Source organism: Nocardia sputorum (assembly GCF_027924405.1).
Lineage (GTDB): Bacteria > Actinomycetota > Actinomycetes > Mycobacteriales > Mycobacteriaceae > Nocardia > Nocardia sputorum.
In genome coordinates, this window is sequence record NZ_AP026978.1 from 5,449,766 (window position 1) to 5,475,941 (window position 26,176).

Annotated in this window: 4 protein-coding genes and 1 tRNA gene; 1 reads left to right on the top strand and 4 read right to left on the bottom strand. The window is 68.7% G+C overall.

What is annotated here, in order from left to right; all coding sequences use genetic code 11:
* Positions 1 to 3: 3 nt before the first annotated feature.
* The gene (locus tag QMG86_RS24635; protein WP_281875043.1) at positions 4 to 2,037 is read right to left on the bottom strand and encodes a bifunctional copper resistance protein CopD/cytochrome c oxidase assembly protein; all 2,034 of its coding nucleotides are present in this window, start codon (positions 2,035 to 2,037) and stop codon (positions 4 to 6) included.
* A gap of 201 nt (positions 2,038 to 2,238) precedes the next feature.
* Between QMG86_RS24635 and QMG86_RS24640 the strand changes: the two genes are divergently transcribed.
* Positions 2,239 to 2,312 (top strand) — tRNA-Arg (locus tag QMG86_RS24640).
* A gap of 363 nt (positions 2,313 to 2,675) precedes the next feature.
* On the opposite strand, the gene QMG86_RS24645 is transcribed toward QMG86_RS24640, so the two are convergent.
* The 3 genes from QMG86_RS24645 to QMG86_RS24655 all read right to left on the bottom strand — a co-directional run bounded on the left by QMG86_RS24645 (position 2,676) and on the right by QMG86_RS24655 (position 25,783).
* Complete coding sequence (locus tag QMG86_RS24645) at positions 2,676 to 22,736, bottom strand: CdiA C-terminal domain-containing protein (RefSeq protein ID WP_281875044.1); 20,061 nt, start codon at positions 22,734 to 22,736, stop codon at positions 2,676 to 2,678.
* Positions 22,737 to 22,745: 9 nt separating this feature from the next.
* Positions 22,746 to 23,396, bottom strand: a complete 651-nt coding sequence (locus tag QMG86_RS24650; RefSeq protein WP_281875045.1) for a hypothetical protein — start codon at positions 23,394 to 23,396, stop codon at positions 22,746 to 22,748.
* A 977-nt stretch (positions 23,397 to 24,373) separates the two neighbouring features.
* The gene (locus QMG86_RS24655) at positions 24,374 to 25,783 is read right to left on the bottom strand and encodes a hypothetical protein (protein ID WP_281875046.1); all 1,410 of its coding nucleotides are present in this window, start codon (positions 25,781 to 25,783) and stop codon (positions 24,374 to 24,376) included.
* Positions 25,784 to 26,176: the final 393 nt, after the last annotated feature.

Genomic DNA, 26,176 nt, shown 5'->3' on the forward strand with positions numbered 1-26,176 from the left:
CACTCACTTACGCACTTCTCCATCTCGCTTGGCCAGCTCGGCGAACATCGCGTTGTGTGCGGCGAGAGCGGCGTCGTTGTCGCGTTCGGCGGCGCGGTCGGTGCGCCGCGCGAGCCGCTGGTCGCTGCGCGACCATTGGATCAGCAACGCCAGCATCACCACCACCAGGGGCACTTCACCGCTGGCCCAGGCGAGGCTGCCGCCGGTGCGCTGGTCGCCGAGCAGATCGCCGTTCCAGCCGAGACCGAGACCGCGGTAGAACCAGCCGCCGAGCACCGTGGTCATGCTCATCAGCGCGATGCCGAAGAACGCGTGGAACGGCAGCGAGCCGAACACCATGGCCAGCTTGGTCAGCGGCTCCACCTGCCTCGGCTTGGGATCGATGCCGATCACCACCCAATAGAACAGGTAGCCGCTGAGCAGGAAGTGCAGGTTCATCAGCAGGTGCGCGGCGTGCGAGTCGGCGTAGGCGTCGAAGATTCCGCCCAGGTACAGCGCGTAGAACCCGCCGACGAAGATCGCCGAGGCCACGATGGGGTGGGTCAGGAAACGCGACACCGGGTTGTGCACCGCGGCGAGCAGCCATTCCCGCGGACCTGGCACGCCGCCGCGACCCGCCGGTGGCAGCGCGCGCAGCGCCAGCGTCACCGCACCACCCAGCGCGAACAGGATCGGCGCGAGCATCGACAACGCCATATGCGCACCCATGTGCACGCTGAACATCGCGGGCGAGTACCGGCCGACGCCGGAGGAGGTCGCGACGAGCAGCACCACACAGCCGGACAGCCAGGCGAGCGTCCGCCCGGCCGGCCACACGTCACCCCGTGCGCGCAGGCGCCGCACGCCGAGCAGGTAGAGCACCGCGAGCACGATCGACAACGTCCCGAAGATCAGATCGAACCGCCAGTCGAACAGCAGGCGGGCGACGCCGGGCGGCCCGGCCAGGTCGTAGCCCAGTTCCACCTCGACCGGAGTCGGGACGGAATCCGGCGGTGGCGGCGGCGTGCGACCGAGCCCCACCGCCAGGCCGATGGTCGCGGCGAAGATCAGCACCTCGACGCCCGCGTACCGGATCAGCGCCGTGCGGTCGCCGGGATCGGCCGCCAGGGCGGGCAACGCGGCGCGGCGCTGCAGATAGCCGAACGCGCCGAGTATCGCCAACGCCACGGCTTTGGCCAGCACCAACCTGCCATAGGTACTGGTGAAAAGCTCGTCCAGCGGCACCCGGACCCAGGAGTTGATCACGCCGCTGACGGCGATCACGGCGAACGCGACCGTGGCGGTCAGCGAGAAGCGCCGCGCCGCGACGTCGGTGTACGCGCCCCCGCGCACGGCATGCGCCAGCACCGCGAACAGGCCGCCGACCCACACCGCGGAGGAGACCAGGTGCAGGATCAAGCTGTTGGTCGCCACGTCGTGCGACCCGCCCGAGGAGGAATGGCCGGTCAGCGCCAGCGGCATCATGGTGGCGATCGCGGCGCCGAGCAGAACCGGGGTCCAGCCCCAGCGCAGGGCGAGCCGGCAACCGACCGCGACGATCAGAGCGAAGACGACGGTCGTCCGCCAGGCCCCGGCCAGCTCGATCTGACCGATCGCCCGCCACAGACCATCCGGCCGCAACACCTGCCCCACCGGCTGCCCCGTGGTGTCCGAAACAGTCAGCGGTACCAAGAGCGCCGCGCAGCACGCCCACAGCACCGCGAAGTTGGACGCCCGGCGCACCGCGCGGTACCCGCCGACGTCCAGCAGCCCGTTGCGCTGCGGTGGGACGAGGAAGGCCGCGAATAGCAGCGAACCGACCGTCAGCGCCGCCGACAGATCGGCGAGCGCCCGGATCGCGGGCAGGCCGTAGGTGGTCGGCGCGCCCGGGTCGGGGATGCCGAGCAGACTCAGCGCCTGCGCCGCCGACAGCCCCACCACGAGCGCCGCGACCACCGCCGCGATGGCGCCGGCCAGCGCGGTGACCGTCGCGAACGTCGCCCCGGACCGGGCAGCCTCGGCTCGGGGAGCGGCGGACGAGGGGGGGACGGACGACATACGACTGAGCGTAGTTCGGCGAGTATTCCGTGGCCCGGTCGGGTTTGTACCGATATCCTGGCCGCGGATCACCACCGGCGCGTCACCTACTGTCTCGGGATGGCTGAAACGTTGCTAACGCTAAGAACCCAGCCACCTGGACGGTCGCTATAATCGACGCGCTGGACAGCACGGCCAATGTCGGCCATCGTGGAACCCGCTGCCTCCGTAGCTCAGTTGGATAGAGCAAGGGCCTTCTAATCCCTAGGTCGCAGGTTCGATTCCTGCCGGGGGCGCAACCACCCCTGTGACCTGCTTATACGCCAGGTCACAGGGGTATTACCCACCGAGCGCAATGCTCAAACACCATGCAACTCGGCCTGTGGACGTTCTGCAGGGGACGATCCAGCGAGCGCCGGCCGAGGACTTCGCGAGCGAGTTGCGGCAGCACAACAGGTCGTCGGGAACGATCGACACCTGCTGCCGCGAAGTCATGCCGGGCTTGCGCTCAGTTCAGCCGGACAGCGAACGCGATCGAGCAGCAGTCATCCGCTCGATTCGATTCCGCCCCCTCGCCGACCCGAGGACCCGGACCGCGGGGCGGCCCTCGGTGGATCTTCCGCTGGTGATGGCGAGCGCGCGGAGGCCGGGTATGCCGATCACACTTCGGGACGATGCCGCTGATACGCGTCGACGTGTAGCGGCCTTATCTCCGGCGGTTGAAGTTTTGTGACGTACTCGTGGATGACCCACTGCGGCGTGCCGACGATAATGCCGTTGATCTCCGCGTCGGCGAATCCGACGGCGATGGCCTCTCGTGGATCAATTCTGGTCTTGGTCGAATCTTCGAAGGCGTATGCGGGCAGGCGACTGCGCCATTCCCCGTAGCTCTCGGTCAAACCGTATCTCTGCAACATTCCGTGGGCGTCTTTCAGTACAGTGACAAGATCATCGCTGAGCGCAAAGTGGGTGGCGTGATCGATAGCGTGGGCGAATTCGTGGCAGACATCGTCCGCATATGTTTGCGCACTGCTCGGATGCAATCCATATAGGCGACGGCGGTCGCCCTCCGCGAGAGCCATCTTCCGATCGGATGCATACTGCAAACTGACTGTCAATATAGTTCGGGCAGGGGAAAGCTTGCCGGTCTCGACGTTCTTCGTCCATAGACCGCGGGCAGTGGCGCGCGCCCCCACCAAGAAATCGATCTTCAAGACGCGGATGTTGGTCATGAGCTTGCGGAAACCGGGAGCGTACTGATATCTGCCGAGCAGGTCATCCAATTTCCCCAGGACTTCCCGTACCGTTCTCTCCGGGATATGAGGACTGATGAGCCCGGACAGCTCGATATAGGGGTGATCGAGCTCGAAGTTCGCGACCAATCTGGTCTTGGCCTGTGCTTCATCGTCGAGCCCGGCCGTCCACAGCGGATGCTCGGGGGCGTGCTGCGCCACCTTCTGCAACGCGGACATAGCCGCCATCTGCGTATCGAGCACTGTCCTCGAGATCGACTCGGGAAATGCCAGTCGTGCCAGCGAGTCCCCAACGGACTTCACCAGCCGTCCGATCTCGACGATGTCTTGCCGATGGAGGTGGTGGTCCTGCCACACTCTGCGGCCGTTGACGTCGCGAACGAAGACGGCGGCGAAGGGGCTCGGTTTGCCGGTGATCGCCGCGAAGAGGCCCAGCATGTCGACTGCGCGGGGGTTGTCGAGCGCTCCCTCGGCCACGTAATCCCGGAAGAGGACGTGGTACACCGGTGGCTCCAGTCGCACCTCGGCGATCGGCGCGCCCATCGATCTGCCGATTATCGCTTTCGTCCACTCCGCCATGGCCTGATCGACATCGTCGTAGACCTCCCGGAGGACTTGTATGTCGTCCTCGAAGGTCAGCAAGTCGATCGTGACACCCGGGCGTCCCCGCATCGCCTGGATCTGCTTCACATCGGGCGTCTCCGCGACCTTGTCGAGCCCTCTCATGATTTCGTCGGCCTGTTCGAGCGACCTCGCCTGTTCCGACGATGAGCTGTCGGTCGGCAGGGACCACGGAGTGGTACCCGACGGCTCGGGGCGATGGGTGGAATCCGCCGGGTCGGACGCGCCGGTCCGATTGGTCGAGCGTGACCACGGCGTCGACTGATCCTGGGGACGGTTCCCGAGGAGCCCGGATGGGCGATCGCCTTCCGGCGACTCGACGCCCTCTGGTTCGGCATGAACGGGATCCGGCATCGCGGGTTCGATACGCAGCGCGGGATCCTCGTGCACCGGCCGCCGACCGACTGGCTCGGGCGCGGACTCCGACGGGCGGTTACCGATCCGGCCACCGGGCCGGTCTGTGCTGGTGCGCGGGGGACCGTCGGCAGGCGTCGCCGACTTCGGCCACGGCACCTCCTTCGCACTCTTCGCAGTCGCGCCTAGCCGGTAGAGCTGGGCAAGACGGTCGGGGAGGCTCACTTTTTGTCGCTTGGCACGCTTCTGGATATTGAAGACCAGTCTGCGAGTTTGTTCGGCGGCCGACTTTCGGATGGTCCCGCGCATCGCGGGGCTGTTGACGTATTCGCGAGCCTCCTGCGCGGCAAGCTCGGGTGTAGCCGCGTGCTCGTCCTCGAGGAGACGCCGGCGGACTGCCTGTTCGGTTTCTTGTTCCCGCTGCCGGTATTCCTCGTAGCACTTCATGACGAAACGCGTCGCGTCCGGCGCGATGGCCGGGTCACAGTCGACACTTCGGACCATCTCGAGGGCTTCGGCGAGGGCCTTCGGAACGGACCCGGATGCCCCGGCGGTCTGCTTGCTTCGGTGTTGGGGATCGGCCGGGTCCGAGATGTCGGGCGGCCGACTTCCGATGAACCCGCCGGGCCGGTGCGGGCCGGGCGGCGTGATGGTTTCGTCGAACAGCGTGGGGGGCTCGTAAGCGACACCCTCGAGCGGAACGGTCGCCAGCATTCGCACTCGCAGCCGCCCATCGTGCGCCTCGACCGCCAGCGCGCCGGTGTATTTCAGGCCACCCCAGCGCCGTGATGCCCGCCCGACCGCTGCGGATACCGCAGAACTCACCTGGTCTGCACCGAAATCCGTTGCCAGCCCCGCGAACTGCGCGGAGTCTACGGCTACGATGCTTTTTCGAGTTACCCACAGGTGCACCGACCAGGACTCCGTTTCACCTGCCCGAGCCCGCCATTCGAACGTGCCGAACCCTTTGCCCAGCAACTCCGACTCGAGAGCTCGACGGGCGCGGACCACGGTCGATCCGGACAGCGTTCCGAGGACCGTGATGCCGTTGTCGTCGTCTCTGCTCGACAGCGAAACTTCGACGCTGTCGCCGGCCGCGGCGGCCAGACCGTAGTTCACCAGCGACGCGGCGACATCGACCAGTTGGGTGGGGACCGAGGTGGTGGCCGCTGTGAGAGAAGTCAACGACTCCGCCAGCGAAGTACGTACCTTTGACGCAGGTGTATCAGGTGCGAACACCGCGGATACGCGGCGAGGTGAATCGTTCGAATCGGCTGGGGAGTCCGGTGGGCGGCTGCCGATGATGCCGTCGGGGCGGTCTCGGAAGCTACCCGGAGGATCTTGTGGCTGAACGAATGTGGCGACCACATCATCGGTATCGGGGTGGAACATGACACCGTCGGACTCGGATACCCACCTCGTCATCCGCTCGTGAAAGGCCCTGAACACCGGTGAAACCTGTTCGGCTTCGGCACCTGGGTCACAGTCGCGGTACTGCACGATGATGTGTTCGCCCTCACGATAGACGACTACATCGACGTGTCCGGGCGCTCGGCGCAATGGGCCGAGTGTCAGCGGCACCCGCACCTCATCGGGGCTTTGGGTGATGTCTTCGCGATCGGTCCGCACCCAGAAACGGTCGTCGTACACGCCGAAGGTCGCCTCGATGCTGTTCAGCAGGCCCCACTTGCGCATAGTGAACAGATCCGGCAGCGATGGCAATTCGCCCTGCCACAGCCGACCGAGGGATTCGTTGTTGAAACTGGTGTCGGTGAGGTCGAATCCTGCTCGTATCAGCACATCGCGTAACTGGGTTGTGCACATCGGGTCGGACAGGCCGCCCAATGCATAGGGATACAGTTGCCCAACCGGGCGGCCGTCCTCGTCGGTGTAGACCACCCCCCAGGCGGCCGCCTCGTCCCCCATGGCAGCCAGCACGTGCATGATGTGGGCGTGTTCGTTCTCACCGACCATCCGGCCCCACCGGTCCATGACAAAGGAAATCCCTTCTGCCCCGGTCCGTAGTGGTTCGAATGACGTGCCTTGCAGCGTGAGGAATTGCCCGTCGCGTACGCCGAGCACCCGAGGATGAAAATTCGCGCCGATGGCTTCCCGATAGTCGTCGTCGGTGAACGGTTCCTCGGACGTCACCGGATGCGAGGCATAGGCGGGCCGGATAGGTCTCGGCGTTTCCGAACCGTGGCGGGCCAGGACGGTGAGATCATCGACGACCCGGGTCACCCTCTGCGGCAACAGTGGATTCTTCTCGAGCCCGCGAAGAGTGCTGGACCGCATCTCGGATGCCGCCGCGTCGGCCGCGTAGGCAAGGGCTTCGTGAATATCGATGCGCAGCTGGAGGAGCGACAAGCCCGCGTCGGCGGCGGGCCGGGACGATCCGAGACGATCCACCGCTGCCGCGACCGCGTGGTCCACCTCGCGAAGCCGATCCACCGCCTGATCGACATCTCGGGTTCGGGTGAGGAAATACAGTGCCGCGCGGTAGGCATCCGGAATGTACTGCGCGGCCGCCGCGCCGAAGGCGCGATCCGAGCCGGTGAGCGCGTGCGCGAATTCTCCTGCCTCCGCGGGCAGCGACCGCAGCGACCGGATCAGTTCCGCATCCCAGTCGCCGCCTCGGTGTTCGGTCAGGAAAGCATCGGCGCGTCGCGCCCAGTCCCCTGCGTCGGCCCCGGCTGCCTGGCCCCGCTCGGCGGCCATCAGCAGCCGCTCCGGGAATCGGGTCAGCAGGTCGAGCAGACCATCGGGATCGTCGGTGGACGCCGATAGCGGCGTCGCTGCCATCGGGAGCGCTCCAATGAGGTGGAAGACGGCGGTCGCGGCGTCGGCTGCGGCCTGGGCATCGGCGATCGACGGTCTGGCACCGCTGTCGGTGAGCCGCCGCCATCGCTCTGTCGCCAAGGCGATCTGTGCTCGCGCCGTCCCGATGGCCACGTCGACCGCGGGTGGTCGGCCGCGATGCACGGCTGCCATATGAGCCGACGATTCAGCCTGCCTTTCGGCGAGGAATCGCTGTACTGCACCATCCGACAGCTGGGCGGCCCAGTCAGTGAGTTCCTGGTGCGTGGCATACACCGGGTCCGGCATCGAGGCGTCGTCCCGGACCGCTGAATCTTCCTCGACGGGCCGCCGACCGTCCGGCTCCGGTGCGGAACCCGGTGGGCGGTTGCCGAGAGAGCCGTCGTTCGTGGTCGGCCGGCTCGGCGGCTCCGCAGCGGAGGAGTCCTCCGGCCTGCTGCCGATATAGCCGCTCGGTCCGGCATCGAGGCTTGTGGACGAGCCGACCACTCGGCCGTTCAGCTGCCGTCGGATGAGGTTCAGCAAACGGCGGCGGCTGCCCGCCTCGAGCTGCGCACACCACTGCGTGAGCACATCGCCCGGGTACTCGGGTGCGTACGGCTGCATGAGCAGACGCCACCGGCCCGATGGGTCCTTACCGACCGTGACACGCGCTGACATGCCACCGAGGTCGAGCACTTCGCTCGAGCGCTCGGTCAACGGCGCCTGTTGTTCCGTGATCGGTGTGGAGCGGACGATATCTCCGGGGGCTTCGAGGACGATTCGGCGCAGCGCCGCCAGGGCGCCGTGCGGATCGTCGGGGTCGTCGGCCCGGGTTGGCCTGCACGCTTCCTCGACCGCCCGGTCGGTCAGTAGGTGGCCGCTGGACGTCGTCGTGTAGGCGGTGTCACCGGGGCCCTTGAACACCCTCGGCGGGAGCGCCGCTATCCACTGCTCGAAACTCGGTCGCTTCGACGCTTTCCCAGGTTTGGTTCCCGGCTTGTCGAGCGCTCCCACGCTGCACAGCCGCAGGTACTCGTGCAGCAGCCGGCCCGGGACCAGTCTCCGGCTCGGATCGGCGTCGTCGGGCCGCAGATGCTCGTCGCGGACCTCGCCGTCGGACCGCAGCCGCACGGCGGTGTACGAGATCCGCAGGCGGCCACCGTCGCGCGGGATCGTGTCCAGCAGGTCCGGGCGTTCGGTGAACAACTCGCGCAGGACACGGCCGTGCCCGCCCATACTCGCGACGATCAGGCCGGTCGGCTCGCCGTCCCGGTCCATCCGTACCGCCACCTGCGGGTGCCCCTCGATCGGCAGCACGGTGGGCGACCGCAGCGTCTCCTCGATCAGCGCGCCCGACACGTCGGCGTCGACCAGCTCGGCCAGTCGCGTCGGCGCACCCGCGGCATCCTCGGCCCGCTCCCACTCGTCGAACCTGGCAATCAATCGCTGTGCGTCGGGCCGTCGTTGCACCCATTCGGCCAAGCCCTGGAACTCACGCCGCCAATTCTTCTTGTTGAACGGCAGGAAGGCCCGCGATTCCCGGCTCGGTGGCACGCGCAGCTCCCCGCCGGTCGCCGAGGGCTGCGTCCACAAGCCGGGTCCGAACTCGACCCGTACCGTATGTGACCAATTCGCCAGCATGGTTTCGCTGAGGGCCGCGATCGTCGTAAGTTCGACCCCGCTCAATTTGGTCGCGCCGCGGCGCGGCTGAGACACCAGCCAGGAGCAATCGGCGCCGAACGAAAGCACGGAGGCGGAGTCAGCCCTGCCATCGGCATTGCCGTTTGCCACCGCGGCATGCATCAACCGCTCCGGTCCGCCCGGCTCACCAGCGCCGAACCACATCACCACGTCACCCCGCTGTGGGCGTGGCCCAGTGTCTGGGTCGGAGAGGGTTTGCCGTCCGGACGGAACGAGGAGGTCGGGTAGTTCGCGCACCCAGCGCTGGGCGAAGTCGTCGGGATCGTTCCAGTTGTAGATCGCCGGGACCTGCTCGCGCCCGAGTGCACCGGCGGCGACGCCGGCGGCCACCACCATGTCGATGCAGCTGCGCGGCACGTCGTCGGGGAGCCGTTCGTCACTCGACCAGCCCCAGTCGGCGAAGAGGCTGTCCGGATCGAGCTGACACCAGTAGAACGTGTCTTTCCGGGTGACGTACCCGAGCAAGAACTCCACGACACCGGCCGGCGCGGGTACCGCGGGGTCTTCCACCGCGTCGGCCCCGACCATCCCAGCCGTTTCTCCCTCGCCGCCGAGCCGCGCCCACGGCGTGGGCCTGTCTGCGGAATCACCCGGGTCGCGCGGTCTGCTCCCGATGAATCCGCCGGGCCCCGTCCCGCCCTCGCCTTGCGCGGAATTGCCGCGCGACACCGGTGGAATCGGTGGGTCATCCGGCTGTGCCCTCGCCGTAGTCCACGGCGTCGGCCGGTTCTGCTCGCTTGTCTCGATATCGGACTCCGGTTCACCGGCCCGCTCTCGCGGTCTGCTACCGATGAATCCTTGGTCGTCTGTGGCGGTCGGGCTGACGACGACAGTTACGGGTCCCGGCGCCAGCCGCAGCACAGTACCGTGCCGGTCGATCGCCAGTACTTCGCGCAGGTTCGGGATGAGGTGCCGACGCAGTGCCGAACTCAATTCGGCCGGGTCCACGGCCGAGTCGGTCAGGTTCACCACTATCCGATCGGCCTGGCGTTTCACATACACCTTGCGGCGGATCTCGAAGCAGATATTGCTGACTTTGCCGGTAGTCGGCGAGTAGCAGTCGAAGATCCGACCCTCGATACGGAAGTCGGGCAGCCGCGCGCCGGATTCGTCAGGGTGCTGCTCGACCCGGAAGCCGGCCCGAGCGAGGACAAACGCCGCCTCGTTCTGCCGCTGCAAGCCCCGCTGTGCGTGCCGGAAACCGGGCGGCACGGGACCGGGGCCGAGGACCGGGACGACCGCCTCCGATCCGGATGGCACCGCATCGGGTTGGGAATCACGAGACGGTCTGGTGAGGCCGGCGCCGCCCGCATCCTCGCGGTACCTGGCCGAGGCGGGTTCATTCTGCTGCGCCGGGAGGTCCCGTGGCGGGCCGCCGGGCCGAGGCGTGGATTCCTCGGGGCGGCTGCCGATGTGGCTGTCCGGCCGGTCCGGTCCGGTGGGCTGGTGCCCGGGAGCGCCACTGTCGGCGGTCCTGGTCCCGCCGATGCCGGGAAGGAGAGATCCGACCGCGGCCGCCACCACCGGCGCGAATCCGGGCAGGGCGGCGATCCGCTCGGACTCGCCTTGGGCGGACCGTCGGCTTCCGGTCCTGGTGTTCCGGCCGGAGAGGATCCGATCGGTGACGACACCGGTGACGGCGGAGGCGAGCAGCCGGGCGGTGCGGGCGTCGCCCTCCGCGACCACGTCGTCGAAATGCGCGGCCAGCATGGCCCGGTGCCGGTCGTGCAGCCGGTGCGCTCCGGGGCCGGGTGCGAACAGGTCCAAGTGCAGCACGCGGGCCTCGTCCGGATGCGCTGCGAGGGCGGTGAGGTAGGCGTGGACGGCGGCCCGCAGCCGTGCCGACGGGTCGTCGGGCACGGCGGCCGGCATCGCGGCCCGGACGGCGATCCGCACCCGTTCGACGGCCGCCGCGCAGGCGGCCTCGAAACCGTTTCGCTTGTCGGAGAACAAGTTCTGATACGTCTGAGGTGATACTCCGGCGCGCCGCTGAACGGTCTCCGGAGACATGTCGGCGTAACCCTGCTCGGCCGTGACCGCGATCAGCTGTGTGAGGATCCGCTCCCGCTCCTCGGGTTCCGCCCGTCCCGCCGAGCCGCTGCGCTGTTCCCGTGCCGAGCCGGCAGCATCGGCCGGGTCGCCGGCCGCCGAGCCCACTGCCGGGGCCATCGTGCCCTTTCGGAGCAGATCGAGGAGTCCTCGGCGAAGGTCAGGCACGGCGGTGGCGTCGCCGGTCGCGGCCCAGTCGGCGAGCACGCCGCGGACCGCCGCCGCCAGGGCGCGGCGTCGCGGGGTCGACGTGTTCGAGTCCTCGAACACGGTCGCGAGCGTGGCGGCGATCTCCTCGACCACGCCCACCTCGAGTTCGGCGCGTGTCCCCGGATCCGCGGCGAATCCCTCGACGAGCAGGAGGCGCGCCGTGGCCGGGCGTGCGGCCAGGGCGCTCACATACGTATCCACCGCGGTGGTGACACGGGCGGCGCGGTCGGACGCAGGCACGGCAGCCACTTCGTCGACGACCAGTTGGCTCAGGTTGCTCAGGGCCTCCCGGTGTGCCTTGGCCAGAGCGCTGGACGTGGTCAGGAAGTGGTCCAGGAAGGCGTGCGGCGAGATCCGCCCGCGCCGGCAGACCTCGTCGATGGTGGTCGCGCCGAATCCCTGCGCCGCCACCGTCGCCACGAATGCCTGCAGGATGCCGGCGCGCGAACCGTGAAGTCGCGCGGCGGTTTTCGCGGACCGACAGAAGAGCCACTCGTCCACCGGCGCCGCCGCGAGCCGGATGGGCAGCGGGTCTCGCGTCGGCGCGAACTTCACGACCGTGTAGCCCATGACGGCCCGCCGTACCGCGGGATCGGTTTCCATCGCGTCGGCCACGTCGAGTATCAGCTCGTAGTCGGTTCCTTCACCGCGTACCACCACATGCCCGTTTTCGAGCGACACCTGGGCGCGAGACGACCGGATGTCCCGGGGAGGGTGTGGATCGGCGTTCACGGCGGCATGCACGAGCATCTTCGCGCTGCGTTTGCGGGTGAACGGTTGCAGCAGTTGCTGCAGCCGGCCCGCGGTAGCCCAGGCCGCAGGCACATCGTCGAGTACCGAGCCGAGCGCAGCAACCCAGATGTCGATCTGCGGCGCCGCACCGAGATGCTGCTCGACGATGTTGAACCGTTCCGCCTCCTCGCGATACTCGCCCAGCTCGGTGAGGAACCTGCCCACTCCGCTGGACGACGGCACCACCACCGGCACCCCCTGCTCGATCGCCTCGACGGCCACCAAGCCGAAACCCTCAGCGCGCGAGGGCATCACCACGACCGTCGCGGAACGGATATCCGCCTGCAGCACCGCACGATCCGAAGTCCGCGGCGCCACCTCGACCGCGTCCGGGTGGCCGACCAGCCTGACCAATTCGGCGCGGGCCGAATCGACACCGCGTCTCGGATAACCGCGCACAACCAGCCGCACGTCTCGCCCGCCGGCCCGAAGCCGCCGCACCACGCGGGCGATCTCCGCAACCCCCTTCAACGGGTCGTCCGCACGTCCGAACAACAGGATTCGGGCCGGGTCCCCCGGCGCGGGGACCGGCGGCTGTTCGGCCGGCAACAGACCCGGCTGCAGTTCGTGCACCGAGCCGTGCCCCGCCATGACCGCCGAGGACAGCGCGTCGGCAGCGAGCACCGGTCCCAGCCCTGCCACCAGATGTGCACGCCGCGCCAGATAGACATCGGCCGCGAGCTTGGCCCGGCCACGTTCCGGATTGTTGCCGAGGGTGTGAAACAGCATCGGCGTCAGATGGTTGACGCGAACGAGCTTCGCGGCGGGGTACCGCTCCTCGGCAGCCAGCGCAGCGGCGAGACCGTCGCCCGCATCGTGCACGATCACCAGATCCATCGATTCCGGCAGTTCGTCCCAGTTGGACAGCATCCGCTCACGCGTGAGAGCGAACGGCCCGCTTTCGCGGTGGCCGATCACCTGCACACCCTGGATCCGGGGAGCGCGTCCCACCTCTCCTGTCCGAACCGTCACCGCGTGCCCGGCCTCCGCCAGTGCCTGGCACAGCCCCACGGTCAGCGTGGCCATGCCGGTTCCGCCCAATCCCCACTGGGGGCAGCACACCAGAATCCGCTGTCTGGTGAAGTCGAAGCGCAGTCGATGCCAGACCTGGCCCGCAGGCACGGGATCGGCGGTCTCGATGTCGATGCGGCAGTCCGCCTCGGACAGCTCGCTGCGCAGTTCCGTCAGGGTCACACCAGGATCGGGGTCGGTGGCGTCCGGCCGGGTGTAGTCGAACTGAGCGACCAATCGCGGCCGGCCGTCGGTGTCCTGTGCGGAGGTCACGACGATCACAGGAGCATCCCCGGTCCGGGAGCGGGCGATCTCCGCGATCCGCGGTATCGCGTCGATCACGCCGTCCGACATCCCCGACGAATCCGATTCGGGCAATCGAGCCGCGACGGTGGCGGCCAGCATCGCGGGGTCGGACATGTGAGCGCCCGGCCCGACAACCACCTGCCAATGGAAACCGCTGTACTTGTCCCGCATCTCGGCCGCGTGCGCGCGGGCGTCGCGGTAGGCGTCCATCAGTGTGTAGATCGAGTCGATCGCCAACCGATCGGCGATCTCCCGCAACTTCGCGGCGTGGTCGCGGCGCATGTCCCGGTTGGCCAGCAACCACCCGTCCGGCGGCCGGTATCCGCTGTCGGGATGAATGAAGCCGGCACCGCCGCGCAGGCGGTTCACGAAGGCCTGACGCACGGTGACATGGCCGCCTTCCGGCGGCATGCGCCCGAACCGGTCCGCGACCCGGAGCGCTTCGTCGACGTTGTGGATTCGAGTGCCCCATTCGGAAAGCACTCGCCCGAAGACACGCGCCGGGTCGAATCGGCGCGACATGAGGTCCTCGAAGGCCAATTCGATGCTCTGCACAACCGCGTCGGGTTCCGACAACGTCTGCAGGTCCGCGGCGGCGACCCACCGGGCAACTCGCAGCGCGGCGTCGAATTCGCCGTCGGTCATCGCCCCCCAGCGCTGCCGCATCTCCTCGACGGCCACGGGTGAGGCGATCATCTGGGTACCGGCCCGCTCGTCGAAACTGGTGCCGTGCACGGCGAATCCGAGCATCCGGGCTGTGCTCGCGTCACAGCCGTGCGACAAGGCACGCTCATGGAGCAACTGCGCCGAGCGCAACTCGTCGTAGCCCTCGGGGTTGTCGCTGCGCCGACCGCCGCCGTAGACGAGATCGCTCCACGCGTCGGCGGCCAGCGCCGCGACGATCTCGCGCAGGTCGGCCCCCTGGAGGACACCGTTGTCCACGATGTGGCGCAGGTCCTCGGCCACGCCCATGCCGTTGTGGTACAGGGCTGTCACCCCGAATTCCCGCAGTTCGAAGGCGTCGTCGTGGAGGTGGTTGGCGCGGCCGACGTCCGGATGACCGTACAGCGTCCGGTTGGCGAAAAGTCCTTCGGCGGCCAGCCGTATCCCGCGCCGGATCTCCGGATCGGTGAGCTGTTCCCGCGGCACCCGCGCCCGCAGCATCTCGGTGACCTCGTCGATCTCGCGCGCGATCACCGCGACGGGCAACGGCGGAGCGGCCGGACTCAGCAGGTGATTCTTGATCCAATCGGTAGCCGCCCGGTCCTGCGTCTCCTGCATCCAGGCATAGACATCGGCGAGCAGGGCGACCTTCGATTCTCCCTCGGCGGGCTGCCACGACCGGTTTGCCAGATCTTCGTGCGACACCAGATCGGTCCCGACGCCGGGCCAACCCACTGATACCCGGAACCGCCCCCGCGCCAGCACCGAGCGCCGTCGGTCGTCCTGTGCCCAACCTTCCGCCGCGCACCGCCGGTACAGCCATTCCGGAACCGACAGTTCGACGACATCCGGGTCACCCGACACGTCCGAACCCAATACCCGCGCCGCCGCCGCACGTCCCACCACGACACCGTGCTCGGCCAGCAGCCGACCGAGCTCACCGGCATCGATCGGACCGTCCGATCCCGGTGTACCGGCCTCCGCCGTTCTCCGTTCGGCGCCACCTTCCGGATCGAGCGATGGCCGGCGGCCGATGAGACCGTCCGGGCCGCGCGGCCGGGCACGCTGTTCGGAGTCGCCATCACTCGACTGCCCCGCCACCGCCGCACGGAGTTGCTCTCCGGGCGCTGTAGCTCGGTCGGCAGGTGGCGCGGTCTCCGGACGCGAATCACGCGGCCGGCCGCTTTGATTCCACTGGGTGCTTTTGCCCTCCGGCTTCTCCGCACCACTGACCGGCGGGTGCCGGTCGGCGACGATCAGCCGTTCGATGGCGCGATCGAATGTCGAGTAGTAGCCCGCCCGCGTTGTGCCGTGCAGATCGAGGGTCTCCCATTGCCGCCCGTGCTCGGTGGTCAATGGGACGACGAGTCGATCCGTGTACGTCCCATCCTCGGCCATCCGCCGCTTGATCTCGTCCTGGGCATGCCGGATCAACCTTTGGGTACGGTCGTACTCCCCGTGCAGGGCGCGAGTGTCGGGGTCCGCTGCGATGCGTTCTGGTAGCTCGATGACATGCCGGTCGATCCAAGCCTCGTCGTATCCGGCGCGGCGAAAGGCGTCGCGGATGGGCTCGGCAACCGGTCGCACGATTCGTTCCCCGGTATCGGGATCGATGATCAGACGCTGCTCCCGAGAGACCTGCAGGTCGCTGTAACAAGGAATGACGTAGGCGTCGTCGAGGGGGTAGGCGTATCTGGGACTCCCGTTCAATGGACGGAACGTGGCGTCGCTGGCCAGATGAGCCTCGTCCGATGCGGTCGTCTTGGCTTCGTTGCGTAACGGCGTCGTCTCCGTGATCGCGCCGAGCGGCAGGACGACGATCGCGCCGAGCGGGTCGGGCAAGACAGTGCCACTGAGTGTGCGGCGGAGTCCGGCGTATCCGACGTACATGTTGAAGTCTTCCGTGCCCTGCCAGTCCCCAGGCTTGATGAAATGCACCCCGACGGAATGGGCGGCCGTGGTGTTGACGACCTCGTCGTGTGCGCCGGACCGAATCATGCCCGCTGTGGCGATGGCGCGAATATTCGGGGTGAAGTGCAGATACAGTGTGTCGGCCGGATCCACGAAGGTGCCGAAATCGGATCGGCGCTCCGCCGACTCGTCTGCTACTCGGGTGTACAGATCGGGGGCGGTCTCGGGAATACGCACCATGGTGCGCACGCGGGCAATGGCGTCCGCCAGAGCCCTGACGTTCCTCGCATCGTGATCCCGGAACACGAATCCTCGTATCGACGATTCGGCGAATATGCTTACCGCGGACTTTTCGACAGTCCTCAGTGCGTCATCAACGATCATGGTGATGGGCCGGGGCGCGGCAATGGCGGCTACCGCTTCGACTGCATCTTTTCTGCTACGCAGACCTCGGGTGATCTCCGACAGCAACGGTGCAAGTTCATTTTCCGGGATATCCTGCCAGCCGACGCTGATCTGCCGACGCGCCGCCGATATTTCGGACCGCATCGCGTCGATGCCGTCGAGCAAACCCCGGATCGTCCTGCGCGAACCGCGGTCATAAAGCACTTCCGCCGCGCGGTCGAGCCGGCCCTGGATTCCGCGCTGCAAACGCCGTATCGCGTCATCGGCTCGGAAGAACTCCGCTCGACGCGAATCCAGTTCCGCAAGCCGAACCAGAGCCGCCGTGCGTAACTCCTGGGCATAGCGATCTCGCACCCCGGGAAGCGACGCGATGAGTTTATTGCGCTTGACCGGGACCATCTCGGCAAGCACCCGAATATCCTGCTCGTCGAGACTCGGGTGCGCAGTGATCTCACGCAGGGTCGCGATCATCTGATCACGCTGTCCCTCTGCGGTTTCGGCGTATTCGACCAACCGCCGGCCCAAGAATGCACTCAGCTGATCGCGGACACCCATCAGCGACACCATGTCCACCGTTCCCGGTTCACCGACCAGTGGCGCGAGCGCGTGCTCCAATTCGCGCAGCTGTTCGGTGATTCGGTGGACTGCCTGATCGCGTTCGGTCAGTGCGTCCGACAGTGCGACGGCATGCTCCTCGGTGAGCAGAAGCTGCCCGGGAACGACAACAGGCCCTGTCATCTGCTCAGCGGCGAGATCCCCCGCAGGAAGAAACGAAATCGCCTCGGGTGATCGACCGCCGATCGAGCCCTCATCTGCGAGGTGTGGTTCGCCATCACTGTCCTCGCCGGAGTGGCCGATGGAGTCCGCTCCCGTGCCGCGACTTTCCGGCTCGTCGGAGCTCCCCGGTAACGAGCCGTCGCCGACCGGGCGATGACCGGCGAGTGCGAACTGGTTCCGTCGCAGCGGTGGGGCACGGCTCGACCAGAGCGATGGTGGAGGGAGTCCTGGGTCCTGGGAGGCGACAGCAGAACGCCGTGTGGCGGAAAGGCGGACGAGGGGTTCGCCCTTGTGGTCGAACTCGATGGCGAAAACGCGGCGATCGGCCTCCGTCAGTCGGTCGATGAACGCTTGCTGCTCACGCCGCCACTGCTGGAACGGGACCGCCTTTTTCAGCAGCGCGGGCCGGGCCGCCAGATCCGCCGCGGTGATCGGAGCCTGTCCGGGGGCGGCCGCGATGTCCAGGACGACCAGGTTCGGGGCCTCCGCCCGGTCACTGGCGTTGACCAGCAGCACCAAGTGACTTTCTACTTCCCCCTTGTTCATCCACTTGTAGACAAGGGCCTGGCTACCCCAGGGCCGCTCTTCCAGCGATTCGGCAGCCTCGTCCAGCGACCGGAATGCCCGGAAGGCGCCGCCGAAGGCCCGCTCCGTGGCTTCGGCGTCGTGGCCCCGCAGTGGCATGTCGTCCGGGAGGTGGTAGGCGTGCTCGTTGTCCGGGTACAGCACCCGCATCATCGTCACGCCGTTGTTGACGCAGCTCTTCGGGCTGCGCTGGTGAATGGCGACGGCGAGGTCGAGCAGGGCGGCGACGGCCAGATAGGTGGAAGCGGCGAGAACGAGAAGTTCGGTGGCCGGGTCGTCGGCGATCTCGGTGCGGGCGAGCAGGCGTGCGACCGCGTCGGCGAGCACATCGCGGGCGGTGGCGGCGTTCACCTCGGTGACGGGAACGTCCAGCAGGACCGCCAGCTCTGCGCGGGCCGTGTCGACTGCGGCGCCGACCTGGCGCACCCCCTCCGCGCCTGCGACCTGGGCGGGTTCCCAGCCCAGTTCGGCGGCCAGCCGGTTGCGCTGCGGCGTCAGTCGATTCAGTGCTTGCTCGTCGGTAAGGGTGTCCGCCCGCAGCACCGCCGCGGGCGGGGCGTGGTCGAGGTGCTGGTTCAGCGCTTCCACGGCGGCGGAGGAGACGCCTGCTCGTTCCAGCAGTCGGCTCAACGGGTCGTCGGCATCGTCGTTGTCGAACACAGCCGCGGCCGCCTGGACCGATGCCGGGATCCCGAGCCACCCGGCCAGCCGTGCGAACCGGTCCCCCCGCAGGTGCGGTTGGACGGCATCAGGACCGGCGTGCAAAGCCCGCATCGCGGCACGGTTGATATCCGCTCCGACGTGGCCGGTGTCCGACCTGCTCGGGCCGGTGTCTGCCCCGGTCTGTCCGGCATCAGCCGAAGTATGGGCAGTGCCCGGCTCGGTGTGGAGGGTGCCCGGAGCGACAGTGGTCTGGGACGAGGGGGCGGCGGGAACAACTGCGCTCGGGGGCGCGTGGGCCTGATTGGCGCGGCGCATCGCACGCTCCAGATACATGCGGTCGGCCGCGTCGTTCTGCAGGGTGGATGTCAGGCTGCGCATCTCCCGCTCGGCCGCGGCGACATCGGCCGCGGTGGCCGCGACCTTCGTCCGCGCCGCCTGCACGGCCTCACCTGGTCGGGCCGCATCCGTACCGCCCACCCGGCGGACGGCTTCGGTGTATTCCGCGGTGGCTTCGGCGTGCTCGGCCAGTGCGGTCCGATAGTGGGTGACCGCGACGCGCGCACCATGCTCCTGCGCGTCGCTGTAGAGGCGGTCGGACGCGGCGACGTTGAAACAGAAGCTGCCGTTGCGGCCGTTGCGCCCGGCCCGCGCCGACCACTGATGATCCTCGTCCGGGTTCGTCGGCGAACGCCCCAGCATGTGCGCGTGCACCCCGCCCAACCGGTCGACCTCGTCGCTGATCGATACGTCGAAGCCCCGGCCGAGCATGCCCGTGCCGACGGTTACCGCGCCCCGGACACCCGCGGTGTCCTTGACCGACAGCAAGTGCTCCTCCGCGGCATTGTTGTCGCGGTGCTCGGCGAACCACCGGGCATCGATCGCAGTGTGTTCCACGTCCGCCTTGGTCAGCATCAGCGAGAATTTCCGCGCCAGATCATTGAACGGGCAGATCACCAGCACCGGCCGTCCCTCGGCCTGCAACTGCTGTACCCGAGTCACCGCGTCCCGCAATTTGTCCGGCTCGGTGAGGAATATCCGATCCTCCTCCCCCGCCAGTTTCGACCGCCCGAAGTCCTCCACCTTCGCCAGACCACCCTCGACCGGGAAGTTCTCCTTGATCTCGGCCGCGGTCCGTTCCAGCGTGCCCGACATCAGATGCAGATGTTCGTATCCGCCGAGGACGTCCTCCACGGTGACCTGTTTCGATCCCGTCCCATCGGAATACACCGGGGCGCCGAACATCGCTTCGACCATTTTGTGACGGCCTCCGAACCACCGGCTCTCGGTGCCGATCTTCGGATCGCTTCGCGGCTTTCCGTACTCGTCGAGAATCTGGATCTTCTTCTCGGCATCCTGTCCGAAGATCTGAAAGTCCCGATTCAATTTCAACCGGCCCGCTCTGACGTCCAAGAAGGCACGGGCCATCTCGGTTTCCTCGGCGGTGAATGCCCGCCCGGCGTGGCTTTCCCACAACCTGCTCACCGTATCGAGGCACCGCTCGGGTTGCTCGCGCAGCAACCGCGCTGTCAGCGTCCGTGCCGCCCCGACTTCCTCCGCCGACAGCGGCCGCGCCGCCCCGCCCTCCGCCACCGACAGCGGCCCGTCGTGGAGTGCTTCCTCGAGATGCACCGACAGGTCCTCCGCCGTCGTGATTCTGCTGCGCAACATGGCTTTCAAGAAGTCACGCACCCGGTACACCGCGGCGGCCTCCACCTCCGGGGCGAGCTCCCGCTGTCCGTCGGACTGGTAGTGCACCGTCTGGTTGTGCACCAGCACCGCATCCGCCTCATCGATGGTCGCGGTCTTCCCCGGCGGCGGCCGGTCGAACAGCTCGGCGGTCGCGCGCTCGTCGTAGGTCATGTAGTACACGGTCGGGCGTTCCGTCTCGCCCGGCGGGTTGTGCGGATCCCAGCGCGCGACCTCGTACCCGAGACTGCGCAGCATCGGCGCGAATTCCCGGACCCCCTCGTTGGCCAGCACCTCGGTCGTGGTGATCACATGGTGCACCCGCACCGGCTTTCCGCTCGCCTGCTCCACCGGCTCCCCGCGCGACAACTGCCGCAACGTATCCAGGGCACCGACCATGGATTTGCCCTGCCCCGTGCCCATCTGGCGCATGAACCCGTGCTCGCCGAGCAGGAACGCCTTGATTTGATTCCACCGCGGCGTCTTCCCGGTACCCTCGCGCATCGCGTCGATGTACCGCAGCAGCGACTCGGCCCGATCACCATGCTCCATCGCGTGCCTGCGCTGCTCCCACGACTCAGCGGCCAGCTCCTCGTGCCGCAGCCGATACAACGCCAGCGCCTTCTTCGCCGCAACTTTGAATTGCGTCTGCTGGTCGGCGGTAAGGTCTTGCTTCGTCGCCGGATCCGCCGACGGCAACCCCGCTAGCTCCGCTACCAGCTCCGCCGCCGGGCGGTCGGGTCCGTCGTGCACGGACGGGCGAACGTCAGCGGGCACGGCGTCCTTGGACGGCTCCACAGCCGGTGGCTCGTGCACCGGTGGTGCGTCGGCGTACTTCGGCGCCGTCACCCGGGCGAGGCCGTCAGGACCCGCACCGTGGCGGCCCGACGCTTCGCCCACCTGCACCGGCGGATCGAGCTTCCCCGGCCCCCGTCCCGGCCGCGCGACCGCCGGCTCGTGCCCAGCCACACCGTCGCTGGCCGGAACCCGGGCGCGCGGGCCGCCACCGGCCGCACGCGCGTGGTCCCCGCCCGGGGCCGGCGAGTGCGGCGGTTCCGAACCGGAGTGTTCACCACCCGCGCTCGACACCAGCGCAGCGGAAGCCATACCCCCCGCAGCCTGCGCACCCCCAGCACCGGGGCCAGGACCACCGGCGTGCGCATTGCCTCCACCGTCGGCGCTGTGCGCACCACCGGCCTGTGCACGGTCGGCTTGCACACCGCCACTACCCGTCTGCCCACTGTCCCCGGTTCGCGCATTGCCGACGTCACCGGCTCGCCCACCGCTGCCCTCGTGCCCATCACCGCCCTGCGCACCGTCACGGCCCTGCGCGCCATCACGGCCCTGCGCGTGAGCGCCATTCTGCACCTCGTCATCGGCCTGCGCGAGATCACCGGTCTGCGCAGCGCCACTACCACCCGGCACGTCCGCACCGGCCCGCGCGCCGCCGCCAGAGGTCTCATCGCGACCGGCGGGAAGGTCTACTCCGGGTTCTCGATCGCCGGCATGGTCTGCCGCTGCCCGGTCGCTTTGCCGCGCAGGCTCACCCGGTGACCCATCCGCTCCCGTCCCACCGTCCGTGTGGTCCGCTGGGGCCGGAGCCTGCTCACCCGATTCCGAATCGGCGAGGCGCTGTGCCAGGTCCCCGGCCTCATCCGGCTGGTGCCACCCATCACCCGTCGCTTCCGGTGGTCCGGACGAAACCAGGTTCCGTCCAGGCTCCGATCCTCCGGCATCCGTAGCGTGGCCGGGCACGGCCGAGGTCGCGAGCTGCAGGGTGGTGCTGTCCACCGGCCCGGCAGGCGGAGCGGGCGTCAGCGATTTCACACCCTGGGGAGCCCCCGCCAGTCCCAGCACGGCATCCTTGCTGAGACTCACCGTGGATGGATCCGGAGGAACGTAGGCGCCGCCGCCGTCGACCACCTCTGCGAGGGAGGAACCGAGATCCGGGTGGACGCCACGGTGGACATCCACGACTCCGCCGAATCCGCCGCTGAGCAACGACGCCAGGACGTCTTCGAAGTGTTCCGGCCAGCCCGTGACCAATGCCGCCGCACCCAGACCGGACACCGCGCCCGCGACCCCTTGCACCAGTCCGAGTGCCGAGCGGCTGGTCTGCAGCCGGGGAAGAAGCTTGGGCGCGACCTTGCCCGCGGCTATGCCGCCCACCGCGCCTCCGGCGCCCGACACTGCTGCGGCTTCGACCGACGTCAGATCGATACCCCTCGGGTTCTCCCCGTTCGGGCCCTTGACGGTCGCGGTCCGGTCGCCTGACTCGACCTGCGCGATCTGTACCCCGAGATCCACACCCGCGGGCAGCGCGGCGGCTGTGCCCACCGCGAGAACGAACCGGTGCGGCCCCAATGCCGCGAGTCGGGTCGCCGTCTTCGCCGCGCCCGCCTTGTATGCCTGTTCCAGGCCCGCGCGCATCAGCGCGACCCTGCCTCGGCCCTCGATCAACATCGACTCCACCACGGGAGCCGCCGCAACCTGCCCGGCCGGACCGGCCGCGGCGGCTGCCGCCAATGTGCTGATGATGCGCCAGGCCAGTTCGACGCCGAACGCGAACATCACGCACAGCGTCTTCTCCGCATCGTTGGCGGCCCCGTGAGCTTGATCGGCCAAGGCCAGCGCTTCCTCCCGCAGCCTGGCCGCGCCCTCCTGGTGCAGATGCAATGTCTCGCGCACTCGGTCACCCAGGCTGCCGAGCGAATCCTCCTGCGCGAGTAGGTTTCCGGCATCCTCCGCGTGCTCGTTCATGGCGTCGGCCTTGGCCCGCAACTCCGCGGCCATCCAGCGCATCCTGGACACATCGGCGCGCGGCAGGTCTCCCCCGAAGACCACCAACTCGATCGGGCGACGCACCGCGCTGGGCAAACCCTCGAACAAGCGGCGCAGCTCCACGACCGGGTTCAGCGACAACGAACCGTCCACCGGCACCGCCTACCCCCGCCGCGACGTCGCGTCGACCAGTACCGCGTGCAGTGCTCGCGCCTGGCGGCTCGCCTCGTCGCCGCGCAGCACGACATCGGCGAACGCGGCGCCGAGCGCCCGGCTCACGTCGAACTCGCCCGCGTCCGCAGCGTCCCCGGCCAACACGGCGCGCCAGCGCCGGTAACCGCGAACCACCTCGGCGAGTGTGCTGTCGCGTCCCGCCTCCAGACGCAGGTACTCCGCGATCAGGACGCGCTGCGCCTGCCTGCGAGCGAGACCGCCACCGGCGCAGTCGAGTGCCCGGCCGAATTCGCGCAGCGTCGCCAGGTAGATTGCCGGCTCCGCCGACTCGGCCTCGGACTCCGCGGTGCCGGTCGCTCGCCTCGTATCCAGCGCGGTCCGCTGGTCGAGGGTGATCGACCGGCCTGTGCTGGTACCCCGCGTATCGCGTGGGTCGGGACTCCACCGCACCGGCCCCGATCCGGCATCGAGTTCTGCCACCGCGACGACGTCGAGAGCGATCACCGGGTAGTCGGTGAGCACCTGGTCCACAGCGGCCACGAATTCGCGCACGACCGGCACTTGCAACCCAGGGGTATCGAATCCGGCCACCCGCACGTCGTGGTGCTCGGCCAGCATCCGCGCCAGCCAGCCGACCACGGGATCGGCGGCCGGCCGTGCGCCGGAGCGACGCCGATCGCGCTCCCCCGACGATTCGTCGGTGGGGTTCGGCCTCCGCGGCGGCGAACCGAACCGAGGGCCAGGGGGTCTCGGCTCGGCACCGGCGGGTGGTCCGGCCGCTCTGGGTGGCTGCCCGGACCACGGGGTGTCTCGTCGTCCCCCACCGCCCGGTGAGCGTGCCCCGGCCTGCCGCCCGCCCGGGGCAGGAGGTGCATCCCGGGTAGCGGCGGGAGGGAACACCGCGGAGGCCGGAGGACGGCGACCGGAGTCAGCGGCTGAAGCGCGTGCGGCGGCCGGAGGGGCCGTCGTGGAGGCCGGAGAACGACCGGGGTCTGCGGCGGGCTTGCCGGAGTTGCCGCTGCCCGGTCCGCCTGCTCCCCGTTTCCCCTCTCGGCCCGCTGCCCGATCCGAGGGACCTCGCTGCGGACCGCCCTCCGGCGTGGAGCGTCCCACGGACGCATCCGGTGTCCGTGACCCGCCGGGGATGGGTGATTCGGCGGGGTCGGCCCGATCCGTGGGATACGCCGGGTTCGCCGCCGCCGGAAAGGTCGTCGGGGGATCCGCCGTCACGGGTCCCTGGGGGCCTGCGGGCGAGGACGAGCTGCCCTCCGGCCAGGGCAGCGTCGGCTCGCCGATCGGGGCCAGGGAGGCGGCTGTGGTGCTGACCCGGCTGGCGCCGAACCTGTCGTGCGCTTCGAATTGGCCGGCGGCGTCCACTATTCCGGCGGCCGTGCCGCGCAGACTCTCCTCCATGGCCCGTACGCCGGCCAGCAGATTGTCGGCCTGCGGCTTGAACTCACGGGCGAACGCGACACCCAGATCGTCGTCGCCCCAACTGCCTTCAGCCTGCGCCAAGGAATCGCGCAGTCTGGCATAGGTTTGCCCCACGCGGTCCCCGAGCTCGGCCAGCCGCGCTCCCCGATTTCGCAGGCTGTCCGGATCCAACCGGACTTGGTTCACGTCGTGACCCCCTCCGGCGTGTTGCGGCCGTTCCCGCGCAGCCGGAACCGTCGCTCGAAACCGGTGACGAACGCAGACAACGGCACCGACGTGGTCGAGCGCTCCACAACACCATCGTCGGCGACATAGAAGACCGCCCGGTCCAGGGCAATTTCGCCGTCCGGCACCGGCGAACGCACCACCCATCCCACGCTGATGCGATCAGCTCGCAACCTCGACAGCGGGTATCCCGTCGTCTCATAACCCCGTCGTCGGATGTGATCCCGGACGAGGTCGAGCGCATCCGCTTCGCCGATCCCCTCCGCGTGGTTCGCTGCCAGATCCGCGAGCACGAACTGGAACATCGCGCCATCGATGTCGGTGGCGTCACCGAAAGCCTGCGCAATGGCCTCGCGGGTCACCGCACCGGCCTGCGCAGCCGACACCAACAACTCGGCCGCGGCCGACGTACCGCTCGACCGGTCGTCCAGCAGGTTGCCGACGACACCCGCCACGGTGCCGACCGTCCACACCGCGGGCAGCGCCGGCGCGCACTCCGGTATCGGCGCGGACTCACCCCGATACCACCGACCGGCCTCCCACCAGTAACAAAACGACAGCAGACCGGTTGTCGCCCGCGGGTTGAGCACCGGATCGGCCACCCACGCCGGCGCTCCCGCGAACAAATCCGGCATCGCAGCGCCCGCGTTGTACGCGGCGTCCAGGACTGGCGCGTCCCACACACCACCCGACAGCACAGCCCGGTCACCGGGCAGTAGGGTCAACGTCGAACCACTGCGTCCCCCGCCTTCGAAGATTCCCACCGACGGACCGATTCGCGGCCCCTGCTTCGACCCCACCGCCACGAAGGCTGCCGCCAGCACAGCCCACCGTGCCCACAACACGGCCAGCTCCGGCAGTTCGTTGTCCACGGCCACCGCCCGCAAACCCGCACGCCGGTCCGCACGCATCGCGTCCGCGGCAGCGCGCGGCGACCGTGTTCGACGTTCGCCGCGACCGAGGTAGGCCGCCAGCCAAACCGGCAGCCGATCCCGCGGATAGCGTTCCAAGTCGGCGAGATAGGCTTCCGGTGCGAACAATTGCTCGCCCGGGAACGGCACCGCACCGTGATCGGCGACGGCCTCTACACCGTCCACATCGATGCGCACCAGCAACCGCCACCACGGCCCGCCGGCGGCCCCTGCCGACACCTGCCGGTGTCGGCGCACCGCATTCCACACCGCATCCGGTACCTGGCACCGGAACGACCGGAAACCGTCGTCGACCACCAGCAGCGCCGATTCGGCGACCACGGTCATCGCGAACCACGCCTCCAGCCGCTGCCATCCGGACGGGGCCACCGCACGCAGCCCATCCGCGATCCGCTCGGTGAACCCGGCGAGATCCTCATCCCCGGCCCGCGTCACGGCGCTCTCCGCGTTCCGGGAACGACGAACGCGCTGAAGCCGCCGGAGGCGCCGACGCACGACATCGACCGCAAGCAGTTCACGAGCAGTTCCCACATTCGCCTGGATTGGTTCTCGTCAGGATCCGAATGTCCTAACCTTCGAAGATTTCGCACTTCGGGTCCGGGCGCAATGCGCGTATTCACCAGCTATGGCAAGACCACACGTTGCCGACACCTCGACCACCGCAGGCCTGCGACAAAAGACCCGAGCAGCAGCCGACCGACACCCCGATCGACTGACAGGCTAGCGTCGGCGCCGGCTGCTGCTCCACCGACGCATACCCCCGACCCGGCACCGCCGCTGCGGACGGCGCGCCGAAGGTTGTCCCAAATCGAACCGAGTTTCGATCAC

Excerpts from the sequence above, each read along its gene's own strand:
- QMG86_RS24635 (WP_281875043.1), bottom strand. The coding sequence starts at position 2,037 with ATGTCGTCCGTCCCCCCCTCGTCCGCCGCTCCCCGAGCCGAGGCTGCC.